This is a genomic window from Pelomonas margarita (assembly GCF_043555875.1).
GTDB classification, from domain to species: Bacteria; Pseudomonadota; Gammaproteobacteria; order Burkholderiales; family Burkholderiaceae_C; genus Pelomonas; species Pelomonas margarita.
On the sequence record NZ_JBIGHW010000001.1, the window covers coordinates 634649 to 647399 of the forward strand.

Below are 12751 nucleotides of genomic sequence, written 5' to 3' on the forward strand. Positions count from 1 at the left end.
CCCCATGAAGCTCCAACACCTCCTGGGCGGCCTGCTGCTGGCCGCCGGTAGCCTGGCGTCAGCCAGCGTCACCAGCCCCGTCATCGGCAAGCTGCTCTGGTCCGAGGAATTCAACGGCGCTGGCCTGGACGCCGCCCTCTGGGCCGCCAGCAGCGGCAACGGCTGCCAGATCGGCCTGTGCGGCTACGGCAACCAGGAACTGCAGACCTACACGCCCGGCAACCTGAGCATCGTCAACGTGCCCTTCGAGCCCGCCACGCGCGCGCTGGCCATCACGGCCCGGCGCGAGACGGTGGGCAGCAACCAGTTCACGTCCGGCAAGGTGGACACCGCCGGCAAGGTGCAGGTGAAGTACGGCCTCATCGAGGTGCGCATGGCGACGCCCAAGGTCGGTGTGGGCCTGTGGCCGGCTGCATGGATGCTGGGCACCAGCCCGCAGGCCTGGCCCCGCAAGGGCGAGATCGACATCATGGAAATGGGCGGCCGCCAGCCGGCTGGCCTGCCGGCGATCTCGCCGGATCAGTTCGTCGGCGCCAACGTCATCTTCTTCCACCAGGACGCCTGCGTACCCGGCAACGAGACCTGCGCCGCGTCCACCGCCTGGCAGACAAAGAACTGGTACACGCCCAGCCGCTCGCTCGCCAACCGCTTCGTGACCTACCGGCTCTACTGGACAGACACGCAGATGCGCTTCACGGTGCTGGACAACGGCCGCGAGTACGACATGTACAAGGCGCCCATCACCATCGCCTCACCCGCGCTGCAGGCGCCTTTCTACCTGCTGCTGAACATGGCCGTCGGCGGCAACTTCACGCCGGCGGCCACGCCGGCACAGGTTACCGCGCCGCTGCCCGCCACTACCTATGTGGACTACGTGCGCGTCTACGAGCTGGACGGCAAGGGCGAGGTGAAGCTGGGCGTGGGCATCACGCCCGAGGTCGGCAAGTTCGGCGTTTTTACCGACACCACGCCGGTCGAGAACAAGCAGGAGCTCGGCGCCTCGGCGGACTTCTTCATCTGGAACAACAGTGCCATGCGCGGCGGCAACATCCCGGCGTATGAGGGCGCCAACGTGATCGCACTGGACTACTTCGCCCCCGGCCAGTGGTTCGGCGGCGCGATCGCGTCGCGGCAGGCGCATGACATGAGCGGTTTCCGTGGCGGCCACATCAAGCTGAAGATCAAGGCTCCGGCCAACGTCGCCTTCCGCATCGGCGTACTGGATACCTACACCAACCACAACTGGGTGACCTTCCCCGCCAACCAGACGGCCTACGGCCTGGTGCGTAACGGCGAATGGGGCACGGCGACCATCCCCGTGGCCGAGATGGCGGGGCAGCTCGTCGCGCTGCAGTCCATGAACTCGCTGTTCGAGTTCCTCAGCGTGGACGGCGCCGTGCCGAACGCGCCGTTCCAGATTGCCTTTGACGACATCGTGTGGGACTCCGGCGTCGCCGGTGTGGCGCCGGTGAAGGTGGCGGCAGCCGGCACGGCCACGGCACCGGTCGCCAGCGGCAGCGCCGCGCAGAGCGGCGCGACGACGTTGGACTTCAGCGCCACCGCATCGGGCTGGGTCGACGTGCACTACACGGTCAACGGCGGCGAGGCTCGCACGGTGCGCATGCGCCAGGATGGCAGCCGCAGCCGCTACACGGCCGGTGGCCTGCGGCCCGGTGATGTGGTCGAGTACCGCTTCACGGCGTGGGATACGCAGCGCCAACTGGCGACCGACTCGGCCGCCCGGAGCGTCATCATGAAGTGAGCGCGTGTCGGGATGGGTGGCGGGAGCCGCCCATCCCGGCAAAATCGAGGCATGAACCAAGACCAGCTTAAACAACTCGTCGGCCGCGCCGCGCTCGACTATGTCACCCCCGGCCAGATCATCGGCGTCGGCACTGGCTCCACAGTGGACTGCTTCATCGACGCGCTGGCCGGCAGCGGCATCGCCGTGGCCGGCGCCGTCTCCAGCTCGGAGCGTTCCACGCAGCGGCTGCGCCAGCACGGCATCCCGGTGCTGGACGCCGCCGAGGTCAGCGGCCTGACGGTCTACATCGACGGCGCCGACGAGATCGACAGCAACGGCTACATGGTCAAGGGCGGCGGCGCTGCGCTGACGCGCGAGAAGATCGTCGCCGATCTCGCCGACAAGTTCGTCTGCATCGCCGACGCCTCCAAGCTCGTGCAGACACTGGGCAAGTTCCCTTTGCCGGTGGAAGTCATCCCGATGGCGGCCGCGCAACTCGCGCGCCGCTTCGCCGCGCTGGGTGGCACGGCCACGCTGCGGGCCGGTGTCGTCACCGACAACAGCTGCCACATCCTGGACGTGACTGGCCTGGCCATCACTGACCCGCTGGCCTTCGAGGCCGAGGTCACGCTGTGGCCCGGCGTCGTCACGGTGGGCGTGTTCGCGCGCAACAAGGCCCAGGTCTGTCTGCTGGGTGGCGCCGATGGCGTCCGCACGCTGAGCTTCTGAGCCCGCGGCTGAGCCCCGTGGCGCGCCGCCCGTTCGGTTTCGACGCCGCGTCCCATGAACGCCACCACTGGTGGCGCAGCCTGCTGCTCAAGCTGTCCCTGGGCGGCGGCATCGCGGCGCTGCTGTGGTGGTGGGTGGGCGGTGCGGCCGGCTTGCTGGTGGGCTTGCTCGTCGTGCTGCGCGCGCTGGGGCAGGCGCTGGCGCCGGATCTGGTGGCGCTGGGCGCCACCTTGTGGCGAAGCCTGCGCGGCCTGGCCTTTCGGCCGGTGCAGGGACGCTTCTACCAGTTCAAGGGTCACCGCATCCGCGTAGCGGATGATGAGCTGCTGCGCCAGCGCTGGCTAGCGCTGGACGACCTGGCCACGGCCCTGGGCGCGCCGCTGCCGGCGGCCGCGCTGCGCCGCCGCTGGCCGCAGGGGTTGACCGATCGCCGCGACGGCGTCTACGTGCTCGACGAGGTGGCGCTGGCGTGGCTGGCCGCGCAGCGCAGCGACCGCGCCGGGCGGCTGCGGCAGTGGCTGGAGCGCGAGGTCTGGTACCCGGCGCGGGGCCGCAAGGCTGGCTACCAGCAACAAGGGGCGCCAATGGGCGCCCCTGAGGATGCCTGACGCCCGGCGAGGCTCAGAACGTTTCCCAGTCGCCGTCGTCGGCGGGCTTGGGAGCGGGCGCCGGGGCAGGGCGGTGGGCGGCAGCCGCCGGTGCGGGTGACGTGGCGCCGGCCTTTGGCTGCGGCTTGGCGGTGGCGGGCTTCGCGACGGGTGCGGCCGCCGGCTTGGCCAGCGGCTTGGCAGCGGCCGGCTTGTGAGGCACCGGGGCCTTGGTCGCGACGCTGCGCGAGCCGGCGCTGCTGAGGCGGAACACGCTGATGACCTCGGCCATGCGGCCGGACTGCTCGCGCAGGCTCTCGGCCGCGGCGGCCGATTCCTCGACGAGCGCGGCGTTCTGCTGCGTCATCTGGTCCAGCTGCACGACGGACGCGTTGACCGACGCGATGCCCTCGCTCTGTTCGCGGGCGGCGGCGCTGATCTCGCCAATGATGTCGGTGACGCGCTGCACGCTGGCGACGATCTCGGTCATCGTGGCGCCGGCAGCCTCCACCTGCTGGGTGCCGGAGTCCACGCGCTCGACGCTGGCGCTGATGAGGCTCTTGATCTCCTTGGCGGCCTCGGCGCTGCGCTGGGCCAGTGTGCGCACCTCGCCGGCAACGACGGCGAAGCCGCGGCCTTGTTCGCCGGCGCGGGCCGCTTCGACAGCGGCGTTCAGCGCCAGGATGTTGGTCTGGAAGGCGATGCCGTCGATGGTGCCGATGATGTCGTTGATCTTGCGCGAGCTCTGGCTGATCTGATCCATCGTCGCGACGACCTGCGAGACGGCCTCACCGCCACGCTGGGCCACGGAGGCGGCGGAGCTGGCGAGCTGGTTGGCGGTCATGGCGGCATCGGCCGTTTGCTTGACGGTGCCGGTCAGCTCGGACATGGAGGAGGCGGCGTTCTGCAGGTTGCTGGCGGTCTGCTCGGTGCGCTGGCTCAAGTCCAGGTTGCCGGTGGCGATCTCGGCGCTGGCCGTGTTGATACTGTCGGTGGAGCCGCGCACCTCGCCGATCAGCCGCAGCAGTGCCGACTGCATGCTGTGCAGCGACTGCATCAGTCGGCCCGTCTCGTCCTGGCTGCGCACGTCGATTTGGTGTGTGAGGTCGAATCGGGCGATGGCATCGGCCACGCGGGCGGCCTCGTGCAGCGGACCGGTGATGGATCGCGTCAACCACCAGGCCAGCACGCCGCCGGCAGCCAGGCTCACCAGCGTAAACGTCAGCAGGCCCAGGCGTGCCCGGTCGTTGGCGGCCTGCAGCCGCTGCACGGCCGCGTCCAGCTGGTCGCGCTGCTGCTGAGCCACGTTCTTGATGCCGTCCAGGTAGGCGTTGGAGGCGGGCAGGAACTCTTTGTCGAAGATGGCCTTGGCCCGGTCGGCCTCGTCGGCCTTCTTGGCGGCCGTCAGTGTGTCGCGGGCGGTGATGTAGGACTTGCGCAGCTCGGCGATGCGGTCGAACAGCGCACGCTCTGGTGGCAGCGTGAGCAGCTTGTCGAGCTTCTGCTGCAGGTCCGTCGAGATGCGCGTGGCCTCGGCGGCCTGGGCCGAAAAGAACGAGGCCAGGCCGGGGTCGGCGCTGACCGCGATGGCCGTGGTGCGCGTGGTGCCGTTGAACACATTGCGATACCAGTCCGCCGCCACGCGTTCGGTGACGAGCGCGCTCTGGTAGAGCTCGTCGGTCTCGCTGGCCACTTTGCGCAGGCCCCAGTAGCCCAGCCCCGAACTCACCAGCGCCAACAGCAACACCACGCACAGCCCTCCGCCAAGTCGCTGGCCGATGGAGCGTCGAGAGAACATTGCCGAGAACATGCTTGGGTCTCCTGGTGGGGCGGCGCTTTGTTCATGCGCACAGCCAAAAAAGGCGCCGTTCGGCGCCCTGTCGGATGTGCGGTGACGGGTTGCGGGGTGGGCTCAGAAGGTTTCCCAGTCGCCATCAGCGGCCGGGGCGGGCGCCGGTGCTGCACGCGGCGAGGTGGCGGGCGCCGTGGTGGTCGATGCCGCCCTGGGCAGCGGCTTGGTGGCAGGCTTGCTGACCGTCGACGGCCTGGCGGCCGCAAGCTTGGCTGCGGGCTTGTGGGCCGCAGCCGACCGGGGCGCTGGCGCCTTGGCCGGAACGGCCGAACGCTGATGGCCGGCGCCGCTGAGGCGGAACACGCTGATGACCTCGGCCATGCGGCCGGACTGCTCGCGCAGGCTTTCGGCGGCGGCGGCGGATTCCTCGACGAGGGCGGCGTTCTGCTGGGTCATCTGGTCCAGCTGCACGACGGACGAGTTGACGGAGGCGATGCCCTCGCTCTGCTCGCGGGCGGCGGCGCTGATCTCGCCAATGATGTCGGTGACGCGCTGCACGCTGGCGACGATCTCGGTCATCGTGGCGCCGGCGGCCTCGACCTGCTGGGTGCCGGAGTCCACGCGCTCGACGCTGGCGCTGATCAGACTCTTGATTTCCTTGGCGGCCTCGGCGCTGCGCTGGGCCAGTGTGCGCACCTCGCCGGCGACGACGGCGAAGCCGCGGCCCTGTTCACCGGCGCGAGCGGCTTCGACGGCGGCGTTCAGCGCCAGGATGTTGGTCTGGAAGGCGATGCCGTCGATGGTGCCGATGATGTCGTTGATCTTGCGCGAGCTGTGGCTGATCTGCTCCATCGTGGCGACGACTTGCGACACCGCTTCGCCGCCGCGCTGGGCGACGGAGGCGGCGGAGCTGGCGAGCTGGTTGGCGGTCATGGCGGCGTCGGCCGTCTGTTTGACGGTGCCGGTGAGCTCGGACATCGAGGAGGCAGCGTTCTGCAGGTTGCTGGCGGTCTGCTCGGTGCGCTGGCTGAGGTCCAGGTTGCCGGTGGCGATCTCGGCGCTGGCCGTGCCGATGCTGTCGGCCGCGCCGCGCACCTCGCCGATGAGCTTCTGCAGCGAGGCCTGCGTGCCGGACAGTGCCGTCAGCAGGCGGCCGATGTCATCCGAGCCGCCGCCGGGAATCGGGTGTGTCAGGTCAAAGCGCGCCAGCGCCTCGGCCGCCTCGGTGGCCGCGTGCAGGCTGGAGCCCTTTCCGCCGCCGGCCGTGGCCAACCCGAACGCGCCGACCACCCAGGTCAGCACCAGGCTGGCCCAGAGCCAGCTCTTGGCCGAGCCGGCGTTGTCGCCCAGACCGGAGAGCGCCACGCCGACGCCCACGGTCACCACGCCCAGCACCACGCCAAGCGCCATTTTCAGTCGTTGCGAACCGTTGCCAGAACCGAACATGCGTCGTCTCCATGAGTCAAGGAAAGCCGGGCGGGCCGGCAACAGCGCGCAGTGTCGTACCGACCCTGTCGGGGTGGGCGCGTGATCAGCGGCCCAAAACGGCAATAGTTGCGCGAACGAGGGCCTCAGCGACCGGGCCGGCGTTGGCGGCGCAAGGCGAAGCGCAGCGGGTCCACGGCGTCCAGCAGGTCGGCTTCCAGTGGGCGCGGGCCGCCCAGCGCCAGGGCCGCCACGACGCGGCCGGCCAGCGCCGCCCACGTGATGCCGCGCGAACCGAAGCCCGTGCACACGACCAGGCCAGCGCGGCGCGGCTGCAGGCGCAGCTGGGTGGCGGGGGCGCCGGGCGCGGCCAGCCCACCGATCAGCGGCAGGCGGTCGGGCGTGACCAGCCGCCAGCCGACGCGGCCGGCCAGCGGCGCTGTGCCGGCGGACGCGCCCAGACCACCCAGGGCCGCATGCCGCGCGACGTTCTCGGCCTGATCGGCTTCGCGCAGGCTGGGATCGAGGTCGCCGTCCTGCGCGGTGGCGCCGCACCACGCGCCACCCTGGCTGTCGGCGATGGTGTAGCCGCCGCCCGCCACCGGCACGGCCGGCTGCCAGGGCGTACGGGCCAGGTGCGTGAGCTGGCCGCGCTGCACGACCAGCCCCCCGGTCACTTCGTCCGCCAGCGCACCCAGCAGCGGCAATTGGCCGTGCCCGCCGGCCAGCACGACGAGGTGCGCCTCCTCGATCACCGCGCCGTCGCCAGCCAGCAGCTGCCAGCCATGCGCCGTCTCACGCAGCGCCGCGACAGGGGTGTCCATGCGCGTCGCCGTGCCGCTGGCGGCCAGCAGGGCGCGGGTGTAGGCCGCCGGGTCCAGCGCGCCGCCGCCCGGGTAGAACCAGGCGGGCTGGCGCAGCGAGGCACCTGCAAGGGCTGCGGTGGCGTCGGCCGCCAGTGCTTGGACGTAGCCCGGCACCGCGGCCATCTGCGCAACGGCCAGACGCGTTTCCAGGCGCAGCAGCCCGGCCTGATGCGGCAGGCCCAGCTCTGCCAGCAGGGACTGCGTGGCCAGCGCTGCGGCGCGGTTCAGGCGGGCATGCGGGCCGTCGTCAGGGTTGACCGTGCCGTGGAACAGCCCGGCCGGGTTGCCCGAGCTGGCCTGGGCCGGGCCGGGCAGCGCATCGAGCACGGTGCAGGCGACGCCCGCGCGCTGCAGCGCCAGCGCGCAGGCCGCGCCCGCCAGGCCCGCACCGATGATGACGGCGCGCCGCGCCTGCGGCGCCAGTGGCTCGCGCCCGGCGGGGCGCTGCGGCGTGTGGCGCGGCGCGAAGCGGGCGACCGTCATCTCGGGCTTGCTGGCAAAGCCGGGCGCCAGCCCGACCTCGAAGCCCAGCGACGCCAGCGCGCGGCGCATGGGGCGGTGGATGCTCCAGGTCGCCGCCGTCGTGCCCGGCCGCGCATGGCGGGCCAGGCTCTTCAGCAACCAGTCGTCCCACAGCGCGGGGTTGAGCTTGGGCGAGAAGCCGTCGAGGTAGATCGCATCCGCATCCAGCACCAGCTCGCGCAGCAGCTCGCGCGCATCGCCCAGGCCCAGCAGCAGCTCGACGCGGCCGGCCTCTAAGCTCAGCGTGTGCAACCCGGCCGTCAGCGGCGGCCAGCGGTCGACGAGTTGCGCGGCCAGCGCGGGCAGTTCGCTAGCCGCATGAGCGCGCTGCAGGTCGTCGCGGCTCAGTGGGTGCTTCTCGGTGCTGACGAAAACCAGCCGCGCGCAGCGGGCCGGGTCTTGCTGCCAGGCGTCCCAGGTGGCGAGGAAGTTGTTGCCTAGGCCGAAGCCGGTCTCCAGCACGACGAAGCGCTCGCGCCCCTGCCAGCGGCCGGGCAGGCCGTTGCCGCCCAGGAACACATGGCGGGCCTGGGCCAACGCGCCGGCGCGGGCGTGGTACAGGTCGCCGTACTCGGGGGCCTCGGGCGGTCCGTCTGGGCTGAAGTTCACCTGGGCCGGCGTCAGCGCCCAGGGCGCAAGCGCCGTCATGCGCCGCCCCCGGCCTGCAGCAAGGTGGCCAGCGCGGCGCTCAGCAGCAGCGGCAGCGCCAGCGCGGGCATGACCTCGCGGGCAAAGCCCCAGCCGCCAGCGGCCACGGCGGTGATGCTGCGCGTTAGGCTGTTGCAGCCGAAGGCCAACAGCAGGCCCACGAGGGCCTGGTGCTGGCTGATGCCGCCGCCTGACTGCAGGCCCGCCAGCGATGCGATGGGTGCATGCACGTCGGCGAAGGCGGCCAGCGCCACGGCGCCGTACAGGCCAGTGGCGCCGAACTGGCCCTGGGCCCAGCTGACGGCCACGGCCACGCCACTGAGCATCAGCGACAGCAGCACCGCCTCGCGCAGCCGCAGCGGGCCGCGCCGGCTGGCGGGGTCGCTGGCGATGTCGGCATGCGCCTCGGCCTCGCGCGAGCGCCGCGCCAGCAGCCAGCCTAGCCCGCCACAGACCGCGATTCCCTGCAGCGCGATGGGCAGCACTGCCAGCCCGAGCTGCGGCGCCATCGCGAACAGCATGGCCTGCGCCTGCAGCCAGGTGGCGCAGGTGGACATCACCGCGCCCGATGCGCAGGCCAGGCGCAGCGCCGGCTGGTGGCGCGCCTTGGCACCCATCGCGGCGATGGTGGCCGTGCTGGACACCAGGCCCGACAGCAGCCCGGACAGCGCCAGCCCCGCCTGCGGCCCTGCCAGCCGCAGCGCGACATGGCCCACCGCCTGCAGCGCCAGCAGCAGCAGCATCAGCCCCATCAGCGAATGCGCCTTCATACCGGCCAGCCAGGGCAGCGGTTGCTGCGGCATCAGCGGCAGCACCACTAGCGCCAGCGCGCCCAGCAGCAGGCCGTCGTGCAGCTCTTCCTCGCGCAGCATCTCGGTCGCGAAGCGGTGCAGCCGCGTGCGCGCGGCCAGCAACGCCGTCAGCACGACCGCCGCCGGCGCGCCCAGCAGCGGGGCCTGCACGCACAGCGCACCGATCAGGCAGGTCACCAGCAGCGCCAGCGCGCGGGTGAGGCCGGAGTCGCGGCCGCGCGCGAGAGAGATGGCGGCGAGCGTCGTCACGGCCAGCGTGGTGGCCACCAGCAGGCCGGGCAGGGCCATGGCCTGGGCCAGGCCGCCGGCCACGGAGGCTAGTGTGTAGGTTCGCAGCCCCGCAGCCTCGCGCCGGCCGCCGCGCGGCTTGTGGCGCTCGCGCTCCAGCCCGATCAGCAGGCCGCTGCCCAGCGCGGCGGCCAGGCCGGTGAGGAGCTCGCTGGAGACGCCAAAGGCCAGTGCGTCCATCACCACGTGACGGTCTCGCCGTGCTGGGGCACGCGCACGGCCCAGCCCAGTTCGTCCTGGATGCGGCTGCGCAGCGCGTCGGCAGCGGCCGGCTCGCCGTGCACGACATAGACCTGCTCGGGTGGCCGGGGCAGCGCGCGCAGCCACTGCAGCAGACCGTCGGCATCGGCATGGCCGGAGAAGCCGTCGAGGTGGCTGATCTCGGCATTCACCGGCACCCAGCGGCCGCGTATCTTGACCTCGCGCTCGCCCGCCACGATGCGTGCGCCGCGCGTGCCGCCTGCCTGGAAGCCGGGGAAGGCGATGTGGTGCTGCGGCTGCGGCGCCAGCGTCTCCAGGTAGTTCAGCACGCGGCCGCCTGTGGCCATGCCGCTGGCCGAGATGACGACGGCCGGCTTCGCTCGCGGCGCGGCCAGGCTGGCGGCGAGCTTGAGGCTCTGGGCCTGCTTGGTGACGTAGTGCACGCGGTCGGTCAGACTGCGTGCCTCGCTGGCGCTGATGCGCAGCAGCTTGGCGTGCTTGATCGTCAGCTCGGTGGCCTGCTCAGCCATGGGGCTGTCCAGCCAGATGGGCACGTCCAGCGGCAGCTCGCCAGCATTGCGCAGACGCTGCAGCACCAGCAGCAGCGCCTGCGCGCGGCCCACCGCGAAGCTGGGCAGCAGCACCGAGCCGCCGCGCTTGAGGGTGTTGCGCAGAATCTGCGCCAGCCGGGCCTGCGCATCTTCCGGCGCATGCAGCCGGTTGCCGTAGGTGGACTCGATCATCACCACGTCCGCCGCCGGCGGTACCTGCGGCGTGGGCATCAGCAGGTCCCCCACGCGGCCGACGTCGCCCGAGAACAGCAAGCTGCGTCCGCTATGGCTGACGTGGATGCTGCTGGCGCCCAGCAGGTGGCCGGCCGGCGTGAAGCGCACGTCCGTCTGGCCCAGGCGTAGCCGGCCGTCGCGCGGCAGCGGCGCAAACTGCTTGAGCGTGGCCTCGGCCTCGCGCACGCTGTACAGCGGCTGGGCCTTGTCATGGCGGCTGGTGCCGTCGCGATTGGCGCGACGCGCGTCTTCCTCCTGCAGGTGGGCGCTGTCGCGCAGCAGCACCTCGCAGAGGTCGCTGGTTGCCGACGTGGCGTAGATGGGGCCCTTGAAGCCCTGGCGGCGCAGCGCCGGCAGGTAGCCGCAGTGGTCCAGGTGGGCGTGTGAAAGCAGCACCGCGTCGAGCTGCTGGGCAGGCGCGCCTTCGCGGGCCGCCGGGCTGGTGTGAGGGACAAGGGCGGGTGGCGCAGAGAGGGCTGAGGACATCGCGAGCGTGGGGTGAGTGCGGGCAAATACGGGCGGCGCGCCGCATCTTGCTACAGGCGGCGCCCCTAAAATTTTGTTGATGATCTTTCGACCTGTTTTGCTGCTGGCAGCCAGTCTGACAGCCGCCGCCCCGTTGTTGGCCCAGCCGCCCCAACTCACCCGCGAGGAACTGGCGGCGACCACCGTGGAGGTGACGCCCGAGCGCGACGCGGCGGCCAAGTACATGAACGAGCGCAGCGCGACGCTGCACCACATGGGCGCTAGCTGCCGCAAGTTGCTGCGCATGCCGGCCCCGAGCTGGGGGCAGCCCGAGGCCAACGCCTGGGATCAGCACCATTACCGCTACAGCGCGGCGGTGTCGCGCTACATCGGGAAGCGTCAGGCGTTCAATGACGGCCTGAAGAGCTACCTGTCGGCGCGCGAGCGCATCGAAGCCGCCTCCGCGCAAGGCGAGAAAGAAGCAGCCGCTTGGCTGAAGGCCGCGTCGGACCGCGCTCAGGCCTGCCAGGAGTTCTTTGCCGACAGTACCGCAGGGCGCCTGAACCTGACGCCGGAGCATGTGCACACGCCGGTGCTGGAAGACCTGGCCCGACGCCTGTTCGACCCTCGAACGCCCGCGGCGGCGGCGCCCTGATCCGGCGCGCGCGGCAGGTCAGGGGCTGGTGAACCAGGCCTCGGTGCGGCGGTTCGGGGGCAGCGGGCGGCTGTCGGCCAAGAAGCCATGCGGCCCCTGGGCCAGGGCCTGCTGCCAGCTCTTGTCATCGGCGAGCACCGGGCCATCAGCGCCGACCAGCGCACGCTTGAACTCCACCACCACCATCGCGCCGGGCTGTACCTCCAGCTCAAGCGGCTTGCCGCGCTCGCGGTCGTAGGGGTCGATGACATAGCGTCCCGGCGGCACGGCCAGCAGTGCATGGGTGTTGCTGTCCATGGGCGGCGTGCGGCCGGCCTTGGGCGGGTGCTCGTCCTTCATCCAAGCCTCGGAGGCCCAGTCCACCTTGGCCAGAGTCTCGGCCGGTTGGTCGGCTGGCCGCAGCAGGAAGACCTTGCTGCGCGGGAAGTTCCGCCGCCCGGAGGTGAAGTAGCTGTTCACGAAGGCAATGGCGCCCTGTGTGTCGGAGCGCCACGAGGCGATGTCTGCGGGCGCCACCCATTGCGAGCCCGGCACCGGGGCGTGCGCGCGGGTCTGGCCGCGTTGGCCCAGCATGGCAGGCAGTGTGTGGGCGAAGTAGCGTTGGAGGTGCAGCTGCAGACCCCAGATGCGGCCCCGCTCGTACACGTCGTCCGTGTAGATGGTGCGCAGCGCATGCCACAGCAGCCGCTGCCCGGTGCGGTCCCACAGCGCTTCCTCGACCGTCCAGCGCATGCGCGGTACCAGCCCGTAGGCATTGGTCTCGGTGTCGTAGATGCGCCAGCGGCTCAGCAGCACATGGCGGCGCTGCGCCGGCACATCCAGTTGTGCCACATGCGCGGCCAGGTCGCGCAGCTGCCAGGTCTGGCGTGACAGGCGCAGCGGCAGTGCGCCTGCGTGGCTGTCCGCATAGGTGGCCAGCTGCCCGCAGAAGAACTCCACACCGGGCGCCACCGGCACCGGCAGGCTCAGGCCCAGCAGCTTCTTGCTGCGGGGCTTGCAGTACTCGTCGCTGGCTTCCACGACGACCTCGATGTCCTCGGTGGGCAGGGTGTCGGGCAGTGCGTCGCGCCGCACGTCCAGGTCGTGGGCGTTGTACTGGTTGGGCCCCCAGGGCGCCTCGCGCAACTGGGCCTGTGCAGCGCTGGCGGCGAGCAGCAGTGCCAGCCACGCGCCGGCCAGCGGGCGGCGAACGGGCAACGCAAGGGTGGCAGTCATCCTTCGGATACTCCGGC

9 protein-coding genes and 1 pseudogene are annotated in these 12751 nt (G+C 71.5%); 4 read left to right on the forward strand and 6 right to left on the reverse strand.

What is annotated here, in order from left to right:
• The first annotated feature begins 4 nt into the window (after window positions 1-4).
• The 3 genes from ACG0Z3_RS02800 to ACG0Z3_RS02810 are packed head-to-tail and all read left to right on the forward strand — an operon-like array spanning window position 5 to window position 3081.
• Window positions 5-1762, forward strand: a complete 1758-nt coding sequence (locus ACG0Z3_RS02800; RefSeq protein ID WP_394395078.1) for a glycoside hydrolase family 16 protein — start codon at window positions 5-7, stop codon at window positions 1760-1762.
• Between the two features lie 51 nt (window positions 1763-1813).
• Window positions 1814-2473 (forward strand): ribose-5-phosphate isomerase RpiA, encoded by a 660-nt coding sequence (gene rpiA, locus ACG0Z3_RS02805; protein ID WP_394395081.1) that lies wholly within the window; start codon window positions 1814-1816, stop codon window positions 2471-2473.
• A 17-nt stretch (window positions 2474-2490) separates the two neighbouring features.
• Window positions 2491-3081: a hypothetical protein gene (locus ACG0Z3_RS02810; protein WP_394395082.1), complete on the forward strand. Its 591-nt coding sequence runs from the start codon at window positions 2491-2493 to the stop codon at window positions 3079-3081.
• A 13-nt stretch (window positions 3082-3094) separates the two neighbouring features.
• Here ACG0Z3_RS02810 and ACG0Z3_RS02815 read toward each other — a convergent pair whose 3' ends face one another.
• From ACG0Z3_RS02815 to ACG0Z3_RS02835, 5 genes and pseudogenes are all read right to left on the reverse strand, one after another.
• Entirely contained in the window at window positions 3095-4858 is a 1764-nt protein-coding gene (locus tag ACG0Z3_RS02815; protein WP_394395084.1) for a methyl-accepting chemotaxis protein, read from the reverse strand.
• A gap of 114 nt (window positions 4859-4972) precedes the next feature.
• A pseudogene (locus ACG0Z3_RS02820) lies at window positions 4973-6091 on the reverse strand (methyl-accepting chemotaxis protein); the annotation flags it as partial.
• Window positions 6092-6423: 332 nt separating this feature from the next.
• Window positions 6424-8313, reverse strand: coding sequence for a bifunctional tRNA (5-methylaminomethyl-2-thiouridine)(34)-methyltransferase MnmC2/FAD-dependent 5-carboxymethylaminomethyl-2-thiouridine(34) oxidoreductase MnmC1 (gene mnmC, locus ACG0Z3_RS02825; protein ID WP_394395089.1), 1890 nt, complete (start codon window positions 8311-8313; stop codon window positions 6424-6426).
• Window positions 8310-9593 carry an MgtC/SapB family protein gene (locus ACG0Z3_RS02830; protein WP_394395092.1) on the reverse strand — a complete coding sequence of 428 codons (1284 nt, stop codon included), beginning with the start codon at window positions 9591-9593 and terminating at the stop codon, window positions 8310-8312. Before ACG0Z3_RS02830 ends, mnmC begins: the two co-directional genes overlap by 4 nt.
• Window positions 9593-10885 carry an MBL fold metallo-hydrolase RNA specificity domain-containing protein gene (locus tag ACG0Z3_RS02835; RefSeq protein ID WP_394395093.1) on the reverse strand — a complete coding sequence of 431 codons (1293 nt, stop codon included), beginning with the start codon at window positions 10883-10885 and terminating at the stop codon, window positions 9593-9595. The genes ACG0Z3_RS02830 and ACG0Z3_RS02835 overlap by 1 nt, the downstream gene beginning before the upstream one ends.
• A 79-nt stretch (window positions 10886-10964) precedes the next feature.
• Between ACG0Z3_RS02835 and ACG0Z3_RS02840 the strand changes: the two genes are divergently transcribed.
• The gene (locus ACG0Z3_RS02840) at window positions 10965-11519 is read left to right on the forward strand and encodes a hypothetical protein (RefSeq protein ID WP_394395094.1); all 555 of its coding nucleotides are present in this window, start codon (window positions 10965-10967) and stop codon (window positions 11517-11519) included.
• A gap of 18 nt (window positions 11520-11537) precedes the next feature.
• On the opposite strand, the gene ACG0Z3_RS02845 is transcribed toward ACG0Z3_RS02840, so the two are convergent.
• Window positions 11538-12734: a hypothetical protein gene (locus ACG0Z3_RS02845; protein WP_394395095.1), complete on the reverse strand. Its 1197-nt coding sequence runs from the start codon at window positions 12732-12734 to the stop codon at window positions 11538-11540.
• Window positions 12735-12751: the final 17 nt, after the last annotated feature.